Below are 22183 nucleotides of genomic sequence, written 5' to 3'. Positions count from 1 at the left end.
ATAGAAAACTACTCGGTTTTTACTTTTTCGTTGTATTGACGAACGATATCAAACTTGCTGTCATCAGACTCTACATAACCTTCGTGTGTGTAGATTTCTTTGATAATTTCGTGACCTTGTGGATCTTTACCGATGTCGATGAACGCTTGTTTGATCTTCGCTGTCCAATCTGCATTCATGTCTGTACGTACTGCGATTGTATCGTTAGGAATTGGCTCAGTGAACGCCAGTACACGAGTATCTTCAAATACAGTCGGGTAGTCTTTCGCTACAGTGTTACGAGCATCTTGGAAAATTGCTGCAGCATCAACGTCGCCGTTCAGTACTGCCAATACGCCTTGGTCATGGCCTTTAACCGTGATTGGCTGTACATCTTTCAAAGGATCAAGGCCTCTGTCGAGCAACAGGGCTGCCGGCCATACATAACCTGCGGAAGAAGTTACGTTCTGGTAAGCGATTTTTTTGCCTTTCAGATCCTCAACGGATTGGATCGGCGAGTCTTTTTTCACAATAATCATGGATTTATAAGAATCTGCCAGTTCCTCAGTTGGAGCGCCAGTCTCATCATTTACACCAAAACGTTGTGCCTGAAGGATAACTTCAGCTGCGCCTTTTTCTTTGGCAAGTACATAAGCCGTCGGAGGCAGGAAACCTACGTCCACTTTATTGGAAGCCATTGCTTCAATAATTGTGTTGTAGTCTGTGGATACGCTGACCTTCACCGGGATACCCAATTTGTCACCCAGCAGCTTCTCGAGCGGTTTTGCTTTGGCTTCGAGTGTATCTGCATTTTGTGATGGAACGAATTGTACAGTCAGCTCAGTCGGCACATAACCTTCAGCGGCTTTGTCTGTCTCTGCCGTATCAGTACTGGATGAATTCGAGCTCGTATCAGCCCCGTTAGCCGAACCTGTTGTACTACTGTTAGACCCACAAGCACTTAGAAACAGAACCAAAATCAACAATGGTAAAAATAAAGCAGACTTCTTCAAGCGAACACCCTCCAAAGAGTTTCTATTTTTCATTACTTGTCTACTATAGTCGTCAATTATTTGCGCGATGTGAAACGAAATTTGGAGTTTTGTAAAGTTTCCTGTCAGGCTGTCAGAGCGGCTTTGATCTGTTAGAATAGCCTCATTACGGTTGATAATCCAAGTAGAAATGGTGATTCCCTTGTACTCTGCCGCTAGAATGACCTGTGATTTGATATGTTTAAACTTATATATTTAGAGGAGATTGTAAAATGACATCCATAACAACTACTGCAAACTTCGACATCATGGTAACCAGTGACCTTCATGGGGCCATTCGTCCCATACATTACAACACCAATGCCTATCGTCCAGCCGGACTTGCTTTGCTTGCTTCGCTGATCCGGCGTGAACGGGAGCGTTCACCCGAATTGCTGCTCGTGGATAACGGTGATCTGTTGCAGGGCTCTCCTTTAGCCTCGTATGCTGCGTCCTTTGTTTCAGATCACGAAGTGCATCCCTTCATTAATGTTCTGAATGAACTTGGATATGATGCAGCCGTGATGGGCAATCATGAATTCAACTACGGTCAGGACTTGCTGCGTAAAGCCGTTGAAGATTCCCATTTCCCTTGGCTATCTGCAAATATTGTTAATGAAGGAAAGCCTGACGAAGAGGTACCACACACTGCACCTCCTGTAGCAGGCATACCCGCCTTTGGTCCTCCCTATCTGATCAAAACTTTGTCTTCGGGTGTAAAAATTGCTTTGCTGGGTGCAACGACACACTATATTCCGAATTGGGAGCATCCGAAAAATATAGAAGGTTTACAGTTCCTTGATGCTATGGAGACTATTCGTGCGTGGGTTGGCTATATTCGTGAACATGAACAGCCGGATGTGCTCGTGGTCAGTTATCATGGTGGTTTTGAAAGTGATCTGGAGACAGGCGAACCTGCTGAGCGGTTAACCGGAGAAAATCAGGCGTACGCCATCTGCCGTGACATTCATGGGATTGACGTTCTTCTTACCGGACATCAACACCGTCAGCTTACCGCTGAAATACATGGTGTGACCGTGGTTCAGCCTGGATTTAGCGGGAACGGTGCGGGTCATGTATCCATTGAGTTGGACCGGTTATCGAATGGAAAGTGGCAGATTGCAGGAAAACAGGCTAGCTTGCTGCTCTTGGACGAGAATAGTGAAGTTCAGCCCGATGCGGCTGTCATGAGACTGACGGACGAGCTGGAAGCAAAAGCACAGGCATGGCTGGACCAGCCGATTGGCGAGGTGGCCGGAGATTTATCCATCACCGATCCTGCCGCCTTGCGGCTCGCGGCGCATCCCTTCATTGCTTTTGTACATCAGGTGCAGATGGAAGCAACGGGAGCTCAAATCTCCAATACCGCATTACTCAGCGAAGAAGCCCGCGGTTTCGGTTCCCTCATTACCGTTCGGGATGTGTTGTCTAACTTTATCTATCCCAACACACTAACGGTGCTGGAGCTTCGGGGTCAGGACATTCGAGATGCATTAGAGCAAACGGCGCGTTACTTTGAAATGGAGCCTTCAGGCGAAGTAGTCGTTAATCCTGCTTACATGCAGCCGAAACCACAGCATTATAATTATGACATGTGGGCGGGCGTCGAATATGAGCTGGATATCTCCAAACCTGTAGGAAGTCGTGTGGTGAAGCTGGAACGTGAGGGCATACCTGTTGCGATGGACGCGACGTACTCTGTCGTGATGAACAGTTATCGCGCGGCAGGTGGCGGTGATTATGCGATGTATCCAGGCAAAAAGGTACTTCACGAAGGCGCCACGGATATGGCGGCACTGGTGGAGGATTATATTCGCAGACATCAACCACTAACAGTGGAGCAGGCGAATAACTGGCGGGTTGTTGGTCGTACTGAGTAATTTCTGTAATTGAAGGAGTTTAATCATTACCCTAAGTCGTACTACTTCAGAAATGCAAAGAGCAGAACCTACATCACAGGTTCTGCTCTTTCTATTATAATGAAACCAATGCCCCACGCTCATCCGCCGAGCGCATCTCCGCTTCAATTAACTCAAGTGTGCCTGTTGCACTCTCCGGTGTACATACAGATACAGGCGTACCTGCTTGAACAGACTGGATAAAATATTTGAGTTGGTGATAATATCCCGAGTCGGGTGACAGCTCAGCGACAAAACCGGGAGCATCGTTCGGATTTACTTTCAGCTCGCCATTCTCAAAGACCAGATTTCCCTGCTCCAAATTAACGCGATAGGTCATCGAGAAACCGTAGTCTCCCCCCAGCGTCCAGTCAGCTTGGGCATTCAGTACTTTTCCGTCAGGGTATACATAATTGGTCGACACGGTATCATAGCCACTTCCCGGAATGACGTTGCGAGCCAGCGTGGATACTTGATCCGGTTTGCCGAACACCCAGTGAATAATATCCGCATCATGGATGTGCATATCTAATATGCAGCCACCGCTTTTCTCCCCATCCAAAAACCACTCTTGAGGCAAACCTGAACCCCTGAAGAAATAACCTGCGTTGACCGCTCCATAACGACCGTCTTCTACTACGGATTTCAGATAGGCATAGGCTGGCCAGAAGCGTAAACATTGACCAATCATCAGTGTTTTCCCGGTCTCTTTGGCCGTCTGTGCCATCTTCCAGCCTTCCGCCGAATGACGCGCAACCGGTTTCTCACACAACACATGCAAGCCTTTCTCCAGCAAGGAACACGTTAATTCGGCATGCAGTGGCGTAGGCAGCGTAATATCAATGATATCCAGTTCTTCTTGCTCTAGCATCGCGTCGATGTTGTCGTACAAACGATAAGGTGTGAGATCATATACCTCTTGCTCTGTCGCCATATTGCCGGCTGCTTTACCGTTCTTCAGTTCCTCTATTCTCAGATCGCAGATGGCTACCAATTCCACGGGTTCCCCTTCTGAGGCAAGGCGTACATAGTTATCAAAATGCATACGTCCCATAAACCCAAAACCGATCAATCCCACTTTTAACATATTTCTACCTCCCATATAAAAACAGAATTATTTCCTTATAAACGTTGTTATCTGAATTCATTCCTGAGAACGTCCAAGAATGGCATCCATCGCTCTGGATGTATTGAATATGATTTGCTTCGAATGATGAGTGTATGGTGGAATCATCTCAGCAGTCACATAGTTGTCGTAACCAATGGCCTGTAATGCCTGCATCACCGCCGAATAATTCACATCTCCAGCCAGCAGATCCACAAATCCATGAAGTCCTCCCGCTTGACGACGGTAATCTTTGAAGTGTACCTTTTTGATCCGATGACCCAGAATGCGAACCCACTGCTCCGGGTAACCGTTCTGCACCACATTGCCCACATCGAAATACGAACCTATATAATCTGAGCTAAAAGAATCAATAAAGGTACGCAGCTCTAGCGGTGACACCAAGAATTTGTTCCACACGTTCTCAATGCCAATCGATACTCCAGCACTTTCCGCATACGGCAGCAGATGCGCAAGGGCTTCTTGTGCCCGTTCATAGGCAACTTCATAATCCGTAACTTCACTGTCTGGAATAAAGTCCACACCCACCGCACCCGGAATGACCAGAATGGTATCCACACCAAATGCCGCGGCAAGCTCCAACTGTTTTTTACACACATCCAGTGCTTTCGTGCGAATCTCCGGACGGGCGCTCGTCATCGGGTAATCCCAGTACAATCCGGTTGCAAGTCCCGCGATTTCGAGTTCGGCCTCTTCGAGACGTCCCTGAATATCACGTACCTCCTGATCCGTCGCAGACAGACTCAGCTCGCCTTCTCCATTAAGCGAGAGTTCAATCCCTTCAAAGCCAGCTTGCTTCGCCGTCTGAATACAATCCGCAATAGAAGCATCTCCTGGAAACGACCATATGTTAATCCCTTTTTTCATCCGAATACCCTCCTTCAAAATATGAATACCTGTTCTTCAGCATCGCATCGCTATCCTAACTGAAAATGACCAAACCGGGCAGGCAAATGAAAGTTTACAGCCCCCGTGGGCTGCCATGCCTGAAACTCCCGATCTCCCTGCACATTCTCATCAATACGGTAAACGTTGACCCTCCAGCATACGCCTTTAGTCAGGGGCGACTTGAAGTTACTCGCTGGAATATGGATCACATACACCCGATGGCCCTGAGGATCCACTTCTACAGCCGTTTGCAACCCCTCCAACTGCCAGGTTACATCTGCCTTCAATTCTGAACCTTCGCTGTTATTGTGAATGAGTGCATCAAATATTACGTTGTGCGGACTGACCTCCAGTTCGATATAATTCCTGCCATCGCCCTGTTCATCAATGAACAGTTCAACTACATCCTGCTCGTACAATGGCTGATCCCTTTCCGTGAAATCAGATACAACGTAATCATCCTGGCATACAAAGCGAATATGCAAGTATTCGGGACTCCAGCCAAAACGGACTTCTGTGGATTGATGAGGTGGTCTGCCTGTTACCGTGTCCACCAGTTCCACTGGAACACATCGTTCCCAATCCGCAGTCGAGGGAAATCCACTCTGTGCAACTGACCTAAGTGGTTCGCAGCAATAACTCGGGCTCCGTTCCACAGGGAGAGAGCGCATCTTAATCCTCTCCTTTTTTAGCTTAATCCGTGATGTTGTCTCTCTCGTAAAGACATGTGATAATACATATATTATAAATAAATTATGTGATTATTTATTTAGGAGATAAAGAGATTATTTGCACAATTCCGTTCAGTTTTAATTAAATCTGTTTGTGCCAATCTCATTGAAAAAGGAGATGGGATTTATGTCTCTCCAACAAGGGGTATATCCTCTGCAACGCACCGTCACTTACAAGGAATGGTCTCCCAACGTACATTATGCTCAGTTCCAGAGCCTTCCTCCCGGTAAGCTGGCCAGGCGGCGTTTGTATGATTTTGAACTTCTGTACGTCTCTCAAGGTGAAGCTGCAACTTATATGGACGATAAACACCATATTTTGAAGGCGGGTCAGCTAATCTTGCTGCCTGCCGGGGTCTATCATCAGAACGAGGTGGTTTCGAACCCGGAAGCATGTTTCATTGGCATTCATTTTGATTTTTTCAACGAATTGACCATTCAGACCGAGGCAGATATGGTTGTTAACGAAGAGACTGTTCTGCACCATAAATTTGCAGTGGAAGCTTGCGCAGAGGGCATGACGCCGCTATCTATCAACCCGGTGTATACCCCTTCTCCAGCTACCGTGCAGCTTATGGAGCAATTGGTACATGAATTTACGATGCGCCTACCGGGATATGAACTGGTATGTAAAGCCTTGATGCTGCAAATATTGACCCATCTGCTGCGTTCATCCTGGCGAAGTTCGTCACGCCATGATTCGGTACACGGAGAGAAGCTGCTCGAACTCATGAAACATATAGAGGCTGCCCCTTCCGACCCGTGGACCAATTCGGGCATCGCCAAACAATTGAACCTGAGTGTGGATCACATGGCCAAATTGTTCAAACAGATTGCGGGCATGCCGCCCAACGAATACATTCAATCCATCCGCCTGAGTGAGGCACGTAAGCTCTTGCGGGAAACCGATCTTTCCATTGAGGCTGTCGGTGTACAAAGTGGTTACCCGGACATTCATTATTTCAGCCGCATGTTCCGCAAATATGAAGGCATTTCACCTCGGGAATACCGGAAGTTATCCAGAATGTTATAAAAAAAGGAGCAGCCTGCCAATTTGCAGTCTGCTCCATGCTTTTTGAAATATCGCTAACCCAAATGGTTCATTTTTCCGTGCCAAACTATACCCTTTAATTCAGCCTATATAGGTAATTTCCGCTCAATATCATTCTTTCTACTTATATTGTAACGTTTTTTTTATGTTTTTTATAGACTGTTTTTTGGGCGATTCCTACACTATACTGCTAAATACAAATCAAAAAAAGAGGTGCTTCAGTATGGATAACCAAAAAAATCTCTTAGATAATGGGCCTTTTTTTCATGGTACTAAAGCAGAACTGAACATTGGAGATTTATTAGAGCCGCAATACTTATCCAATTACCAAGATAAAAAATCTAACCATATTTACTTTACAGGAACATTAAATGCTGCCAAGTGGGGTGCTGAATTAGCAAAAACGAATGCAAAAGAAAGAATCTACATTGTAGAACCATTAGGAGATTTTGAAAATGATCCTAACTTAACGGATAAAAAATTTCCCGGCAACCCAACACGCTCATATAGATCTAAATCACCTCTAAAAATAGTAGCTGAATTAGTTTCCTGGGAAAGACACTCCGATGAAGAGATCAATCATATGCTTACATCTTTAAAAAAATTAAGTGAAGAAGGGAAAAATGTGATCTACGATTAATTCTTAACCAAAAAAATTCCCTTCGTCCAAATCAGGACAAGGGAACTCTTTGGTTGATAGCTATTCGATTTTGCCATTGGAAGACTGGCGGAATATGCAGCGGTACGGGACGATCATTTTGACAGCCACTTCATACGAATGATCCAGATAATCGAGCAGCTGTTTAACCGCGAACATGCCCATCTCCAGCTTGGGTACATGAATGGTCGACAACGGCGGAGAGGTGAATTCGGATATTTCAATATTATCTACCCCAAAAAAGGCGATATCCTCCGGAATACGGAGTCCCTGTTCGGTTGCAGCACGCATGGCCGCAATCGCCATCATATCACTGGCTGCAAAGATGGCTGTAGGTCTGTTCGCATTGTTGGTAAATGCCTGCTTGGTCAATTCATAACTCAGCGAAACATCCCATTTCACGTCGATCACCCAGTCATTATCAATAGATAATCCCGCATCCGTCATGGCACGGCGATAACCAAGAAACCGTTTTTCCTCCAGAAAATCATTTTTGAATTCTGCTCCGCCAATGTAGGCAATGATCCGATGACCTTGGGCAATCAGATGATTCGTTGCTTCCCTCGCTGCCTCTTCACGATCATATCCGACGACTGGAATGTTCGGGTCCGTAATATCCACACCCACAACAGTCCGTACATTGGCCTTGAGCCAGCGATAGGCTTCCGGATCAATCCGTTCCACCACAATCATGCCGTCAATCTGATGTTCCTTCACCAGAGACTGCAGCTGCACGATATCCCCATCATTTTCGATGCTGTACACAAATTCCAGACGCATGCCCGCTTCAGCAAGCTGCTTCTCAATCCCTTCCATAATGACTGAAAAATAGGGACTGTTGTATTTATTTTGAGGAATAGCCACCACACATCCGATCGCATATGCCGTTTTGGGCTGGACCTTTTTCTTCTTGGCCGGACGCTGTGAACGATAACCCAGTTCCTCAGCGGTGTCCCATATTTTTTTGCGGGTTTCATCGCTGACCGATCGATTGACATCGTTCTTCATCACACGTGAAACGGTAGAGATCGATACACCAACGCGGTCTGCAATATCCTTCAATTTTGCCATGTGAAGTCCCCACCTTTCCTCTACCTATGTATTTAAACCCCATTCGTATTGGGGCAATTTCATCTCTGCAAACACAAATTTGCGGCAAATATAATTCTATATTTCTACTGGCCAGAAGTCAATGAAATGGTGCACGGGCGCAGTTTTTTATAAAATAATAGCGGCAGTCAGGGAGCTTGATGTCCCCCATAACTGCCGCAATTTTAATCCTTTTTAAGAAAACGTATGAAGCATTGCCACCTCTTTATCTGCTTATTGCATCTTGGAGGCCAAATCCTTAAGCGCTGCGTTCAGATCACCATCTCCGGCAAGTGGAAGTTTGAGTGATTGCTCACCATACGTCCAGACCAGATCGGTTTTTTTGGTTGTAAAGGGAGATATAATGCCATACTGCTGCGCATCCAGGAAGATTTTATTATCTTCGCCTACAGTGGCAATATAAGCATCCGCTGCGGCCTTGTTCGCGGGAATCGAGTACCCCTGCTTCGCCAGTTCTGTCTGTCCTTCCGGACCTGCTAGCCAAGCCAGCAGCTTGTAAGCCGCCTCTTCATGCTTTGTATTGGAGCTGATTGCAAGACCTGCTGGCTGAACAACGGTTTGATTCGTCTTGAATTTTGGCAAATAAGAGATGCCGTAATCCACGCCAGCCTCCTGGTAGTTGGTTGTATTCCAGCTGCCACCCGGATTCATCGCTACTTTGGATGTAGTAATCGCAAGGTTCACCTGTCCACCCAAACCTTCAATCTGTGCAGGTGTGGTGTTGATCTTTTTATTTTTGGTCAAGTCGATAAAATAGTTCAACACTTCCATCGCTTCAGGTGTCTCCAGCGCAAGGGAGCCATCGTCATTCACCAGCTTCGCGCCGTTGGACCACAATTCCGGCTCCAGGAACCAATCCATCGTTGATCCTGGTGAAATGGACAAGCCCCACTGCACAATGTTTCCGGCGTCAAAACCCGCTTCGTCTGCGCTTTTCCCGTTCTTATCCAGCGTCAGCTTGGTTGCAATGTCGGTAATTTCATCCCACGTTGGCTCAAGCGATGGAAGGGGTGCTTTATGAGGATTCGTGGCTTCATTCTCAAAGATCGCTTTGTTGTAATACCATACGATGACGTTGGCATCGATAGGCAAGGATACTTGTTTGCCCTGATATTGGTGAAGACCGAGCAGACTTTTGTCCACATTGTTCAGATCAAACTGATTTTCCGCGAGCAAGCCGTCCAATTCCTTGAAAATGCCCAGCTCGGCGTATTTCTCCACGTATGCATAACTCGTTTTGAACACATCTGGAAGTGTGCCCCCCGCTGCATTCGCTGTTAGTCCGTCCCAGTAGCTGCCCCAATCCTTGCCTTCGAGTTTGACCTTAATATCGGTATTGGCCTTCATGAACTGATCCAACAGTTCCTGTGTACGATGAAGCTCTTCTGCCGTCCCCCACTGGGAGTATGTGATCGTTACAGGTTCACTCTGGCTGCTGCCGGAACCAGAAGAGTCGGCGTTTTCGGACGATCCCCCATTTCCACATCCACTGATCACCACCATTGTAGCAAGTACAAGTGCCCATACATTGAATAGCCGTTTACTCTTCGCTCTCATATACACAGCTCCCCTTTAAGTCATATCAATAAGTCCTGTTCACCTGAAAACCGGAAAGCAGGCAGCCACTCTACCCTTTGGTGCCCGTAAGCACCACCCCCTCGACGATATAACGTTGTGCAAACAGATACAGCAGACCGATAGGTACAATACTGATAAATGCACCCGCAGCAAGCGCCGGCAAATCCTGGCTCGTCTGACCAATTAACAGCTGTAGACCCACGCTCAGCGTAAACATTTCTGCGTTTTTGATATACAGGAACGGCCCCAGAAAATCGAGCCAGGAGTTCACAAAGGCAAAAATAATGGTCGTCATAATAATGGGTTTGGACAGCGGCATAATGACTCGTGCATATACCGTCCAGCGATTGCCGCCATCGAGATATGTAGCCTCGTCCAGCTCCTGGGGAATAGTCATGAAAAACTGTCGGAACAGGAAGATATAATAGGCACCTCCAAGCCAGGCTGGCACAATGAGCGGCAACCAGGTGTCAATCCAGTTCAGCTTGGAAAAAAGAACGTACGAGGGAATCATCATAATGGATGGAGGAATCATTAAGGTAACAAGTACAACCGGGAACAGAATATTCCGATACTTGGTTGCAAAACGGGAGAAACCGTAAGCGACAAGTGAACTGGACACCACCGCTCCCGCTGCCACAAAAAAGGAAATGATAAATGAGTTCTGAATCCACTGCCACATCATCGGCTGCACAGCGAACAACCGTTCAAAGGCTTCCAGGCTGAATGTGTCTGGCAGGATGGTTGGAGGTACCTTGTAGGTTTCCGCTTTGGTTTTCAGCATGGTCGAGAGCATCCATACAAGTGGCCCTGCGAACAGCATTAATGCTACAATCAGCATGGTATATTGGGACGCTTTTACCGCTATTTTTCGGCTGTTCATGTAACTCTCCTCCTATCGTTCTCCCTCGTAATACACAAAGCGGTTCGATACTTTCATCAGGATCAGGGTGACAAGCGAGATCACGGCGAACAGGAAAATCGACTGCGTCATCGCCATGCTGAATTTCAGATCGGTAAAGGCCGACTTGTAAATATTGTAGACAAACGTGTAAGCAGAGTAGTTCGGGCCACCCTTGGATAGCAGCAGCGCTTCCGTAAACATCTGAAAGTTATACATCGTCTGAATAATGATGACAAACAGGATGGAAGGACTAATCATCGGCAGTGTAATTTGGAAAAATCGGCGAATCCCACTTGCACCGTCAATTGCAGCAGCTTCATACAAATGTCTGGGTACATTTTTCAGGGCAGCCAGGAAGATCAGTACTCCACTGCCCGAAATCCAGACTTGAAGCATGATGATAACAGGCTTGATCGTATGCTCCCCGCCAATCCAGTCCACTTTGCCTATACCCAGCGCGCCAAGTCCGGCGTTCAGGATGCCGAATTCGGAGTTGAATACGAGCCGCCAGATAATAACCGTTGCCACAATGGGCACCAGTGTCGGTAAATAGAAGAAGGTGCGGAACAAGGCAATACCTTTGACATTAAAATTAAGCAGCATCGCCAGACCCAGCATACCCGCCGTTACGATCGGAACACCGAATACAACGAAAAACATCGTGTTCATCAAGCTTTTCAAGAAGATGGGATCATCCATCATGTGCGTAAAATTATCGATCCCGACAAAATTAAAGTTGGTCGCTCCCGGAAGTCTCGCATCCGTAAAGGCGTAGAAAACCGAAGTCCCGAAAGGAAATAGGAAAAAGGTGATAAATCCGATAATCCAAGGCAAAATGAAGAGAAAGAACAGCAGTGTGTCATATTTTCTCAACCTGTTCATGATGACACCCCTCAGCCTGAAATTTCTTCTAAATAGACGTACCGTTCTTCCAAAATAGATTTCTCTGCCGCCAGGGCAATAAGCAACGCGTTACGACCAACCTGAGCACTAGCAAAAGGCTGTCTGCCTTCCTGTACACATTTCAGAAAATCAATGCGTTGGGTCTGTCCACCCGTGTGTCCACCCATAATGGAATCCGACGTCACATCAATCTCCAGATGGTCCTTCGTCCAGTCCTGCCCGCCAACGATATCAATCGTTTTGTCATTACGGGCCACCATCTGGCCGCCGTTCTCTCCGATCAAGCCAATCTCAAGCCCTTCTCCCATCAGATTGCGCGGTTTCAGATACATGCACAGGCCCAGATTGGCCTTACTGCCGTTATCATAATCAATGGTGATAAATGCATGGTCGACGATGGAGGTATCCGAAATTTCTTTCGTGGGATAGTGACTGTATGAATTCTGAATCCGATTGGGCTCTCCTTGCTTCAAGACATGCTGGCCTCCAGAGGCAAACACACGGATTGGCTTCGCCTGGATCATCCAGTTGAAAATATCAAAGTGATGACAATCCTTCTCTACAATCGCGCCCCCAGACTTGGTCTTGTCATAGAACCAATCCGCAGGTGGGAACGGATCACGGAATTCCTTGCACCACATCAATTTCACGTCACCAAGACGTCCGTTCTCCAATTCCTTCTCCATTCGGCGATACAGATTCGAATATCGATAAACCAATCCGATCTGCAATACCTGTCCAGAGGCTTCCGCCGCTTCTATAATGGCATCACAGTCCTCAATGGTATGCGCGACCGGTTTCTCCAGAAATACATGCTTGCCAGCTTCCAGAAAAGCGACTGCCACTTCGCGATGCAAATAGTTCGGAACACTGATGACCACCGCATCCAAATCTTCCTTGGCAAGCAGTTCACGATAATCGCTAACTATGGTGGGGTTGCTATTCTTGAGTTCAGCCAGCGTACGTGCCACATTGGCTTCATTCATATCACAGATATAACGAACCTCACTCTCCTCGAGCAAATCAAAACCAATGCAATGATGTGACCCCATGTCTCCTACACCGATAAAAGCCATTTTTATCTTCCCCATGCTTACACTCTCCGTTGCTCGTTAATTTGCGGCAAATGCCATGAAACCAATTCGATGTTAAGAAATCTAACAGGACTGTGACTATGTAACGATAGTAAAATAGTTTTAATCCCTTGTCAATTGATTTTGGCTAAATTTTTAATTATTTTGCGGCAATATATTTGCAATGCATTTTACATACTACTAAACAGTATAACTCTTTATTCATCATAAATTAAGCGTTTACATTTTTGTTGTATTATCATATACTTTAATTTGTATTTATTTTTATTTGCGGCAAATATTATATTCAAGTTATGAATACTCATGTCCAAAATTCAATAAAACACGCCTATTTCCAATAGAAAACATAATAAATTCTGGAAAAATATCTGTTGTATCTCCTGTACCCATCCCCTATAATGCAATTTAGACACGGAATCCAAGAACCAAAAACACATTTTGTATTTGCCGCAAACCAAAATCTCATCTTCCAGTTGTTTATTTCCCCATTACTACCATGACTCTTACATAAAACGTTACTATTCTGCTACTTCATGTGGATCAGAAAGGAGTTGAGCTCTCCTAACTCTCCCCTCATAACGAATTTCGGGGTGGGCAGAACGAGGTATCATTCAAAATCCATTATTCAGGAGGTATACCATGACAAGATTGTTTGATAAAAGCAAGCGGAGCCTTGGATTGTTTTTGGCTTTTGTCCTCATGATTACCCTGCTATTGCCTGCGGGAGCCTTACCCAAAGCCTCTGCTGCAACCATCACCATTGATGGCAATGTCAGTGACTGGAGCAGCGTTAGTGCTCTAACCACCAATAGCGGCACTGCCCAGACGCTCAAGGTGACCAATGATGGAACCAATCTCTATCTGCTTATTCAAGGCTCTGGTCTGAGTACAACGATGGGCAACTTCTGGATCAATACCGATAACAATACTTCAACCGGTTACCAGGCTGCGGGCTGGGGAGTTACAGGTGTGGAGTGGCTGCTTGAAAATACGGGGTTATACCGCTATGGCGGCAGCGGAACCGACTGGGTCTGGAACTTCAACAGCACGTTGACCAGCTCCCAATTCTACCGTAGCTCCACCGTCATTGAGGTCGCTATTCCTCTCTCTACACTGCAAATCAGTGCTGGCAGCACAGTGCGAGTCGGGTATATCGACAACAGCTCGGATACATCGAGATTGCCCGCGTCTGGACAAACACTGCCAGCTTACCTTCTGACCTCGGCCGGATCGGGTGGTGGTACGGGGAACAATACCGTAGTGAATCCCGTAGAGCTGGACAGCCCACTCAACAATCCATTCAAAGGCTGGGCGCCTTCGGCCAAGAGCACAACATATGCACAGCCACACAGGCTCGTATATGCCGGAGTGACTTGGAAGGAGCTGGAGTCTACCAAAGGCACATATGATTTTAGTGCGATTGAAGTCGCCAACAATTTTGCCTACTGGAAAAGTAAAGGCGTCAAAGTGGTGTTTCGCTTCATTCTGGATAGCCCGACAGGACAGGCTCACAGGGATATTCCCGACTGGCTCTACAATGACATGATTGCACGCGGAGAATCGCCTGGGACCGTATACAACGATACAACCGGAGGCATGGGTACGGGAAACAACATGGGCTTCTCTCCCAACTACAACTCCACCTATCTGCAAGAACGGCACAAATTAGCCATCGAAGCCATCGCGGCAAGATACAACACCAATGATCGTCCGGTCGCCTTTGTTCAGATCGGTTCACTCGGACACTGGGGCGAGTTCCATACATGGCCTTATGTCGGACCAAATGGTGAAACCAATTACACAGGCGCTTTCCCTACCAATGACATCTCGAACAAGTATGTTCAGCATTATATTGATGCCTTTGCTGGCAAAGAGGACAAAATGCAGGTTCTGATCCGGCGCAGTATCGCCCTGGCCAAAACCAATAATAAAGGCATGGTCATGGGCATGTTCAACGATGTGTTTGGACATAAAGACAGCTTCGATGCGGATTGGGGCTGGTACACAGGCACCCAGAATGGCTATTGGGATGATATCGGTCAACAGCAGCCAGCACATGCGAACTTCTGGGAGACACGTATCTCAGGCGGCGAATTTTACGGGGGAGCTTCCGGTATGCTTGCGGCATTAACTACCGGTAGCGGATTTACGGAAACGTTGCGTCAGACGGAGCTTAGTAAACCAAGCTGGCTGGGACCAAATTCCCCTGCGTCGCTTCCGCTGAATCATGCCTTACAGGCCAATATCGATGCACTCAAGAAACGAATGGGTTACCACTTTGTAGTGAAGGAAATCTCCCATCCATCCACCATTAGCGGAAGCACGTTTACAACAACGATTAAAGTGGAGAATAAAGGCGTACAGCACTTCCCGTTTGCCTGGCCAGTTGAAATTCAACTGCGCAGCGGCAATACCGTGGTCGCCAAGAAAACAACAACCGTTAATCTGACCACGTGGAAAACGGGTACCTACACCGTGACCGATTCCATTCCGGTCTCCGGTCTTGCTGCCGGAACCTATGATATCGCGATTGCGATCATTGACCCGGAAACGAATAAACCTGGTGTAGACTTTGCCAATACAAATAAATTGACCGACGGCTCGTTCAAACTGAGCAGTGTAACGAAGTAATCTCAAATTACTTCGACTAGTGAAAATGTAAAGAGCAGGAATGGGGGCACTATGCTCTCATTCCTGCTCTTTTTCGAGTGAATCATCATTGCCAACTTACCGAACAACCGTCATTATGATTTTTTCCAATAACTATTGCGCCTTATTCCGCAGCTGACTGTAATACAGTTCGCTGTAGAAGCCACCTTGTTCCAGCAATGCGTCATGCGACCCCTGCTCCAGGAGCTGACCATCCTTCAGTACAAGAATACGATCGGCTTGGCGGATCGTGTTCAGTCTGTGAGCAATAACAAAGCTGGTGCGGCCTTGCATCAGGCGCTGCAGCCCTTCCTGGATTTTGATCTCCGTGACGGTATCGATACTGCTGGTCGCCTCATCCAATACAAGAATGGAAGGATCGGCCAGAATTGCCCGGGCAATCGCAAGTAGCTGCTTCTGTCCCTGACTTATGCCACTTCCGTCGGCCTGAAGCACTTTATCGTACCCGTCCTTCATTCGCACAATGAAGGAATGAGCATTCGCCAGCCTCGAAGCGGCTTCTACCTCTTCGTCGGTCGCATCCAGGCGGCCGAATCGGATATTTTCACGAATCGTGCCCTGGAACAGGAATGAATCTTGAAGAACAAATGCCATGTGTGAGCGCAAATTCTCGCGCCGAATGGTCGTAATGTCACGTCCATCCACCGTTAGTGTACCGGCTGTAGGATCATAGAAGCGGGATAACAGTTGAATCAATGTTGTTTTCCCCGCCCCGGTCGGACCTACCAGAGCAATCATCTCGCCCGGCTTGGCTTCAAAGTTAATTTCATGCAAAATATTGCGTCCCTCATCGTATCCAAAGGATACCTTGTCGAAGCGAACGGCTCCCTCCACCTTTTCGAGAGATACTGCTGCGCCTTCATCCTTCGCTTCCTCATCCTCATCCAATACCTCGAACACGCGCTCCGCACCAGCAATCGCAGACAACAACGTATTCCACTGGTTGGCCAGATCGTTGAGCGGCCGGGTAAACTGACGGGCATATTCTACGAAAATGATAATCACGCCGACGGTAACGGAACCTTGAATCGCCAAGATCCCGCCGATGCCTGCGACAATCGCAAAGCTCAGGTTGTTCAGGCCATTCATCAGCTTTGGAATAAAACCGGAGATGGTCTGTGCCCAGAAACCGGACAACCGGATCTTCGTATTTCGTTCCTCAAACCCGCGAATGACCCGTTCTTCCTGCGAGAACGCCTTGATAATCTTCTGTCCTGACAATGTTTCCTCAATATACCCATTGAGTTCGCCGAGATTACGCTGACGTTGTTTGAACAACGGCCCGGTTCTACGGGTAATCCAGCGCATGCCAATGGCCATCAGCGGTACCACGATAAATGTAAGCAAGGTCAGCAGCGGACTTAACCAGAGCATCACGCCAAACGTTCCGATCAGAGTTAACACACTGGAGAAAATCTGGATGGCCGAGCTGTTCAGCGTACCGCTGACATTCTCAATGTCATTGGTAACCCGGCTCATAATCTCCCCCTGCTGACGCTTGCCGAAGAATGGAATCGGCAGTTTGTGCAGATGGGAGAACAGATCATACCGCATGCGGAACACGGTCTCCTGTGCAATTTCAATCATCCATATATTTTGCAGCCATGACGACAAGGAAAAGAGAACATAGACTGCCACCAGACCCAATAAAAATGTCGTCCAACTGGAACTCGTTGCTTCTCCATCAATGAATTTATCCACAGCTACACCGACCATATATGGTCCAAGCAAAGCGAGCGCAGAACTGGCAAATACCATCAGCAGCACCATCGTCAGCTTGACCTTGCGACGGGCCAGATACGTCCAGATTCGGCCTAACGTACCAGACCAGTTCTTCGCCCGTGCCTTCGGCTTGCGACCTCCACCTGCATTCAGCGTATCGGGATCAATCGGCGGCGGGGGCTGACGGAAAGGTTCAATGAATGCTTTGAACATGTGGTGTACCCTCCCCGTATTGTGATTCATAAATTCGGCGATACAGTTCAGATGAATCCATCAGATCTTCATGTTTCCCCTGTCCAATCAGACGCCCATCGTCCAACAGCAGAATCAGATCGGCAGAGGTGGTTGAACTGATTTTCTGCGTGATGATAAACGTTGTACACGACAGCTCTTCCAGTGCACCCAGCAGCCTTGCTTCCGTGGCTACATCGAGAGCACTTGTACTGTCATCCAGAATCAAGATGCTTGGACGACGAATCAATGCACGGGCAATCGAGAGCCGCTGCTTCTGTCCACCCGACAGATTGACTCCTCGCTGACCGAGCTGTGTATCGTAGCCATTCGGCAGCTTCTCAATGGTCTCGTGAATCTGTGCACGCCGCGCTGCTTCCTTAATCTCTTCGAGCGTTGCGTCCTCCCGGCCCCAGGCGATGTTATCCCGTACCGATCCGGTAAAGAGGACTACTTCCTGCGGCACATAACCGATTGCTCCGCGCAATGTGGCAATGTCCAACCGTTCTGCGTCATTACCATCTATACGAACCTCGCCTTGATCTTCGGTATAAAGCCTTGGAATAAGCTGTACCAGTGATGATTTACCCGAGCCTGTCGCTCCCATGATGGCGATACGCTCACCTCGTTTGGCTGAGAACGTAATGTCCTCCAATACGGTAATTTCACTGCCCGGATAGCTGAATCCTACACCTTGGAAATCAACTGCACCCTGGATAACAGAATTCCCTTTCCCAGCTTGTGCAGAACTATCTGTGTCCATGGATTGACCCGAATCCGAAACTTCCTCCGTGTCAAAAACTTCGTTAAGCCGTTGTGCCGAAGCACTCGCTCTGGAGAAGGTCACCAGAATCCAGGACAGCGCAGACATGGCGCCAATGGTGCGGAGCAGATAATTAATGACTGCGACGACTTCACCCACGGTTGCACTTCCGGTAGTGATATCACGTCGTCCAAACCATAGCACGGCGATGATACAACCATTCATCATGAGCAGCATGAATGGCATTGTCGTCTCCGTCAAGCGCAGCGCGGAAATCGTGCCCTTCATCAGCTTGCCGCTATATCCGGCAAACCGTTCAATCTCGTGGCCCATCCGGACGAAGACACGGATCAGCCGAATGCCTGTCAGATTTTCCTGGATGACTCCGTTGACGGCATCCAGCCTGCGCTGCACATTGCGGAACAGCAGCGCTGCCTTTTTAATCATCCAGATGACAAACACGAGCAGTACAGGCACCATCACAACAAGCAGCAGACCAAGCTTCGGATTTACCACAACCGCCATGATCATGCTGCCAATCACCACCAGCGGCACACGCGTCATGAATCGCAGACTCATAAACACCGTATCCTGCACCTGTGTGACGTCCCCGGTCAATCGGGTAATCAGAGATGATGTGGCAAACCGGTTAAATACGGCATAAGAGAACGCTTGCACTTTGTCATACAGCTTCTCCCGCAGATCGTAACCGAAGCCAAGACTCGCATGTGACGCAAAAAACGAACTCGCAATACCCGCGGCAAACGCCACGACGGCACTGCCCACAAGTACTCCACCCCATACCCAAACCACTGACAGATCTCCTTGCTGGATACCGTTATCAATGATCTTCGAGATTAAATAGGGTTGAGCCAATTCGACCGTCAATTCAATCAGCATCATGACCAGTGCTGCGATGGCGGCGACTCGATACTTCTTCAAGTAGTACAACAGCTTGATCATAACCATTCCTCCGGCCCAGAGCGTTTAATCTTCGTGACGATTTGGTATGTTCACGCAGCCAGCTCCGTTAGTCTCTTTCCATAACTCTATGTAAAATTTCACGTATCCAATACGCTTATTATATCGCATTTTGAACCTTCAAATCGCTAATATCTTCTTTCCTTTTTATTATTAACCTGAAATAGACTTGGAGTGAACATGCATCTACAACAAAAAACCTGGGCAGATTGCCCAGGTTCCAATTCGAATATGTTTGTTGACACTCAACTCATTCCAGCTGTTTTACTCCGACTTCTGAAAATCGGCCTGCTGCTGTTCATAGATTTCATAGAAATCATCCCAGACAAGTACATTGTCCTTTTCCTTGCTCCACCATTCTTTGTACCACGTTTCAATCTCCGGGCCACCACCTTGTTCCCACTTTTGCTGCGCTTCTGCAGCAGCCTGCTCAACCGTATACTTACTACCGCTAATAATGGAACGGGTGAAAATATCATTAATGGCTGTTGTCACATTGGTAAGCTTCACCTGAAGCTCTTTGGGCAGCTGCGGCATATGTTCCGAATGGGTAACGCCTTCTCCCACTGGCAGATCGTTCATGTATACTTCCCGTGCTTCCTTGAAAAGACGAAGTCCTTCCTTCTGGGATGGGATTTCCTCACTGAACAGCATTTCGGTGTAACCACATTTGCCTTCCTCCAGGCGGCTGTACAGCATCGCGTAATCTCCAGCCCAGCTTATTTCCTGTTTGTACTTTTCCTGGTCAGATATACGCGGGCAGCCCTGTTCGTTCAACGTATAATGAGTGCCTTCGAACCCGTTCTTGACCGTTCGGCCTGTCTCGGTTTTGGTCAGAAAATCGATATATTGAATGACGGCTTCCGGATTTTTGGCACGGGCATTCACAACGGCCGTCATCTGTACCGGGTTATTCCATACCATCGTATATTGACCCACCGATGTGGAAGGCAGAGCAATGACCTTCAGCTTGGCATCAGGCACATTTTGCATGAGCGTATCCAGTTCCTTGGCCGCAAATCCGGTGTAATCAGCCGTCATTGCCGCATACATGCCTATTTTCCCGTTCAGGAAATCCTGCTTGGACTTGGCTCCATCCTTGTCGGTCAGAAAATCCTTGTCTACTACCCCCGCCTCAAACAATGCCCGCTTAAACGCTGTCATTTCCTTCATGTGATTGGGGCCGACCACGATCTCCCCGTCCTCCACGTTCACCCAATTGGCATTGTACATGTAGCGGAATAATCCCGCAGTGTCCCCAAATTGCAAACCTCCGATTCCAAAAGTATCGTCTGCACCGTTCCCATCCGGGTCATTCTCTGTGAACGCCTTGGCGACCGCCAGCATCTCTGCTTCGTTCGTTGGCACCTCCAGGTTCAGCTTTTCCAGCCAATCTTCACGAATGAAGAAACTGGTCAGCGGAAATACCTCGTTCATTCGGCCCACTTCATATAATTTGCCATCGCTCTTGATCCCAGCCTTCTTTAACTGTGGATACTTCTCCATCAGCGCTTTATATTCCACACTGGAGTTCTCAATCAGTTCATCCAGCGGCATCAGTTGTTTTTGATTAAATAACGTATTCCGAATAGGCGTTCCGAATTCAAAAATAACATCCGGTGCACTGCCCGAAGCGAACAGAACGTTTAATTTGGACTGCGATTCCCAGCGGGGCACCGCCGTATATTTGACATTGGCCGGGCCGTTCTCATTGATCCACTTTGACCACATGTTATCCTCAATCGTTCCCATACCGCTTGGTACGGCGCCCCGATCATAGATCGTCGACGTTATATTGCCGCGCGCACCATCCCCTTCAGCCTGCTCACTTCCACTTCCTCCTGAACACCCTGCCAGTATTCCGCCGATCAAGCCCAGAACAAGACCAGACTTCATCCATGCCTTGATGGATATCACCATAAGATCAGACCCTCTTTCTTATATAATGTGAAATGAAATAAGCGAATAGCTTGCAGCCTGCACTACCCTTTAATGGAGCCCAGCATGACCCCTTTAACAAAGTACTTTTGCAAGAATGGATACACTGCCAAAATGGGAATGACCATCACGATTACGGCCGCTGCCCGAATACCTTCTGGCGTTAGATTCGAAATCATCGTCGGATCGGTAAAATCCTGCACGTTCAGATTGGACATAATCATATTTTGGACCAATACAGTCATGTTGTACTTGGAGGTATCATTGATGTAAATCATCACACTCATGAATGAATTCCAGTACCCTACACCATAGAACAGAGCAATGGTCGCCAGCAACGGTTTGGACAGAGGCAGCACGATCCGAAATAACAAACCGAGCTCTCCGCATCCATCGATGCGTGCAGCTTCGTCCACTTCCCCTGGCAGATTTTCAAAATACGATCTCATAATCAGCATGTTATACGTACTTACCAGACCTGGCAGCCAAAGTGCACCATAACTGTTCACCAGCCCAAGGTTCTGCACCACCAGATAAGTCGGAATCAATCCGCCGTTAAAAATCATCGTGAATACCATCGCCATCGTAAAAAACCTACGGTGGTAAAAATGCCTGCGCGACAGCGGATACGCCGCCATAATTGTAACAGCCATACTCAGCCCCGTACCGATTAACGTAATCTCGACACTGTTCCAGAACGCATTCAGGATCGGCGTCCCGGTCAATAGACTGTGATAGGAAAACCAGGTGAAATCGACTGGCCATAACCCTACTTTACCGGATACTACGGCTCTCGCATCACTCAACGACAAAGCCACAATATTCAGAAGGGGCAGGATACAGCTGATAGCGACCAATGTTAACAACACATAATTGATCATATAAAAGACTTTTTCTCCTCGTGTTTTTCTCACTCTGCTCCGCCTC

General features: G+C 47.5%; 17 protein-coding genes. 4 read left to right on the top strand and 13 right to left on the bottom strand.

Features of this window, described 5'->3' with window-relative positions:
- Positions 1–8: 8 nt before the first annotated feature.
- Positions 9–992, bottom strand: coding sequence for a phosphate/phosphite/phosphonate ABC transporter substrate-binding protein (locus CS562_RS10575; protein WP_064640434.1), 984 nt, complete (start codon positions 990–992; stop codon positions 9–11).
- Between the two features lie 251 nt (positions 993–1243).
- Here CS562_RS10575 and CS562_RS10570 point away from each other — a divergent pair, with 251 nt between their 5' ends.
- A complete protein-coding gene (locus tag CS562_RS10570) occupies positions 1244–2890 on the top strand; it encodes a bifunctional metallophosphatase/5'-nucleotidase (RefSeq protein WP_099855542.1) in 1647 nt (548 codons plus the stop codon).
- Between the two features lie 94 nt (positions 2891–2984).
- On the opposite strand, the gene CS562_RS10565 is transcribed toward CS562_RS10570, so the two are convergent.
- Genes CS562_RS10565 through CS562_RS10555 form a run of 3 tightly spaced genes read right to left on the bottom strand, consistent with a single transcriptional unit; the run spans position 2985 to position 5593 of the window.
- Positions 2985–3995, bottom strand: a complete 1011-nt coding sequence (locus CS562_RS10565; protein ID WP_099855540.1) for a Gfo/Idh/MocA family protein — start codon at positions 3993–3995, stop codon at positions 2985–2987.
- Positions 3996–4052: 57 nt separating this feature from the next.
- Positions 4053–4901, bottom strand: coding sequence for a sugar phosphate isomerase/epimerase family protein (locus tag CS562_RS10560; protein WP_099855539.1), 849 nt, complete (start codon positions 4899–4901; stop codon positions 4053–4055).
- Between the two features lie 50 nt (positions 4902–4951).
- The gene (locus tag CS562_RS10555) at positions 4952–5593 is read right to left on the bottom strand and encodes a carbohydrate-binding family 9-like protein (protein WP_099855537.1); all 642 of its coding nucleotides are present in this window, start codon (positions 5591–5593) and stop codon (positions 4952–4954) included.
- Positions 5594–5780: 187 nt separating this feature from the next.
- Between CS562_RS10555 and CS562_RS10550 the strand changes: the two genes are divergently transcribed.
- Entirely contained in the window at positions 5781–6686 is a 906-nt protein-coding gene (locus CS562_RS10550) for a helix-turn-helix transcriptional regulator (protein ID WP_099855535.1), read from the top strand.
- A 241-nt stretch (positions 6687–6927) separates the two neighbouring features.
- On the top strand, positions 6928–7344 hold the full coding sequence (arr, locus tag CS562_RS10545; RefSeq protein ID WP_099855534.1) for an NAD(+)--rifampin ADP-ribosyltransferase: 417 nt from the start codon (positions 6928–6930) through the stop codon (positions 7342–7344).
- Between the two features lie 60 nt (positions 7345–7404).
- Here arr and CS562_RS10540 read toward each other — a convergent pair whose 3' ends face one another.
- The 5 genes from CS562_RS10540 to CS562_RS10520 form a co-directional block, all read right to left on the bottom strand.
- Positions 7405–8433, bottom strand: coding sequence for a LacI family DNA-binding transcriptional regulator (locus tag CS562_RS10540; protein WP_099855532.1), 1029 nt, complete (start codon positions 8431–8433; stop codon positions 7405–7407).
- Between the two features lie 252 nt (positions 8434–8685).
- Positions 8686–10029 (bottom strand): ABC transporter substrate-binding protein, encoded by a 1344-nt coding sequence (locus CS562_RS10535; protein ID WP_099855530.1) that lies wholly within the window; start codon positions 10027–10029, stop codon positions 8686–8688.
- Positions 10030–10099: 70 nt separating this feature from the next.
- The gene (locus tag CS562_RS10530) at positions 10100–10933 is read right to left on the bottom strand and encodes a carbohydrate ABC transporter permease (RefSeq protein ID WP_099855528.1); all 834 of its coding nucleotides are present in this window, start codon (positions 10931–10933) and stop codon (positions 10100–10102) included.
- 12 nt (positions 10934–10945) lie between these two features.
- Entirely contained in the window at positions 10946–11836 is an 891-nt protein-coding gene (locus CS562_RS10525; protein WP_072735121.1) for a carbohydrate ABC transporter permease, read from the bottom strand.
- An 11-nt stretch (positions 11837–11847) separates the two neighbouring features.
- Positions 11848–12948 (bottom strand): Gfo/Idh/MocA family protein, encoded by a 1101-nt coding sequence (locus tag CS562_RS10520; protein ID WP_099855526.1) that lies wholly within the window; start codon positions 12946–12948, stop codon positions 11848–11850.
- A 642-nt stretch (positions 12949–13590) separates the two neighbouring features.
- On the opposite strand from CS562_RS10520, the gene CS562_RS10515 reads away from it, so the two are divergent.
- Positions 13591–15582, top strand: a complete 1992-nt coding sequence (locus CS562_RS10515; RefSeq protein WP_099855524.1) for a DUF4832 domain-containing protein — start codon at positions 13591–13593, stop codon at positions 15580–15582.
- Positions 15583–15714: 132 nt separating this feature from the next.
- On the opposite strand, the gene CS562_RS10510 is transcribed toward CS562_RS10515, so the two are convergent.
- From CS562_RS10510 to CS562_RS10495, 4 genes are all read right to left on the bottom strand, one after another.
- A complete protein-coding gene (locus tag CS562_RS10510; protein ID WP_099855522.1) occupies positions 15715–17556 on the bottom strand; it encodes an ABC transporter ATP-binding protein in 1842 nt (613 codons plus the stop codon).
- Complete coding sequence (locus CS562_RS10505; RefSeq protein WP_099855520.1) at positions 17537–19300, bottom strand: ABC transporter ATP-binding protein; 1764 nt, start codon at positions 19298–19300, stop codon at positions 17537–17539. The genes CS562_RS10510 and CS562_RS10505 overlap by 20 nt, the downstream gene beginning before the upstream one ends.
- A gap of 282 nt (positions 19301–19582) precedes the next feature.
- Positions 19583–21238, bottom strand: coding sequence for an extracellular solute-binding protein (locus CS562_RS10500; RefSeq protein WP_099855518.1), 1656 nt, complete (start codon positions 21236–21238; stop codon positions 19583–19585).
- A 62-nt stretch (positions 21239–21300) separates the two neighbouring features.
- Entirely contained in the window at positions 21301–22170 is an 870-nt protein-coding gene (locus CS562_RS10495; protein ID WP_099855516.1) for a carbohydrate ABC transporter permease, read from the bottom strand.
- Positions 22171–22183: the final 13 nt, after the last annotated feature.

This window comes from Paenibacillus sp. LK1, from assembly GCF_002750415.1.
Classification (GTDB): Bacteria; Bacillota; Bacilli; order Paenibacillales; family Paenibacillaceae; genus Paenibacillus; species Paenibacillus taichungensis.
The sequence above is the reverse complement of the archived record's forward strand: the minus strand, read 5'-3'. Positions and strand labels throughout refer to the sequence as shown.

Bases quoted from the DNA above. Each gene is read 5' to 3' on its own strand.
- CS562_RS10535 (WP_099855530.1), bottom strand. From the start codon at position 10,029: ATGAGAGCGAAGAGTAAACGGCTATTCAATGTATGGGCACTTGTACTT.
- CS562_RS10570 (WP_099855542.1), top strand. From the start codon at position 1,244: ATGACATCCATAACAACTACTGCAAACTTCGACATCATGGTAACCAGT.
- CS562_RS10525 (WP_072735121.1), bottom strand. From the start codon at position 11,836: ATGAACAGGTTGAGAAAATATGACACACTGCTGTTCTTTCTCTTCATT.
- CS562_RS10550 (WP_099855535.1), top strand. From the start codon at position 5,781: ATGTCTCTCCAACAAGGGGTATATCCTCTGCAACGCACCGTCACTTAC.
- CS562_RS10555 (WP_099855537.1), bottom strand. From the start codon at position 5,593: ATGCGCTCTCTCCCTGTGGAACGGAGCCCGAGTTATTGCTGCGAACCA.
- CS562_RS10565 (WP_099855540.1), bottom strand. From the start codon at position 3,995: ATGTTAAAAGTGGGATTGATCGGTTTTGGGTTTATGGGACGTATGCAT.
- CS562_RS10505 (WP_099855520.1), bottom strand. From the start codon at position 19,300: ATGATCAAGCTGTTGTACTACTTGAAGAAGTATCGAGTCGCCGCCATC.
- CS562_RS10510 (WP_099855522.1), bottom strand. From the start codon at position 17,556: ATGTTCAAAGCATTCATTGAACCTTTCCGTCAGCCCCCGCCGCCGATT.
- CS562_RS10530 (WP_099855528.1), bottom strand. From the start codon at position 10,933: ATGAACAGCCGAAAAATAGCGGTAAAAGCGTCCCAATATACCATGCTG.
- CS562_RS10560 (WP_099855539.1), bottom strand. From the start codon at position 4,901: ATGAAAAAAGGGATTAACATATGGTCGTTTCCAGGAGATGCTTCTATT.
- CS562_RS10515 (WP_099855524.1), top strand. From the start codon at position 13,591: ATGACAAGATTGTTTGATAAAAGCAAGCGGAGCCTTGGATTGTTTTTG.
- CS562_RS10520 (WP_099855526.1), bottom strand. From the start codon at position 12,948: ATGGGGAAGATAAAAATGGCTTTTATCGGTGTAGGAGACATGGGGTCA.
- arr (WP_099855534.1), top strand. From the start codon at position 6,928: ATGGATAACCAAAAAAATCTCTTAGATAATGGGCCTTTTTTTCATGGT.
- CS562_RS10540 (WP_099855532.1), bottom strand. From the start codon at position 8,433: ATGGCAAAATTGAAGGATATTGCAGACCGCGTTGGTGTATCGATCTCT.
- CS562_RS10500 (WP_099855518.1), bottom strand. From the start codon at position 21,238: ATGGTGATATCCATCAAGGCATGGATGAAGTCTGGTCTTGTTCTGGGC.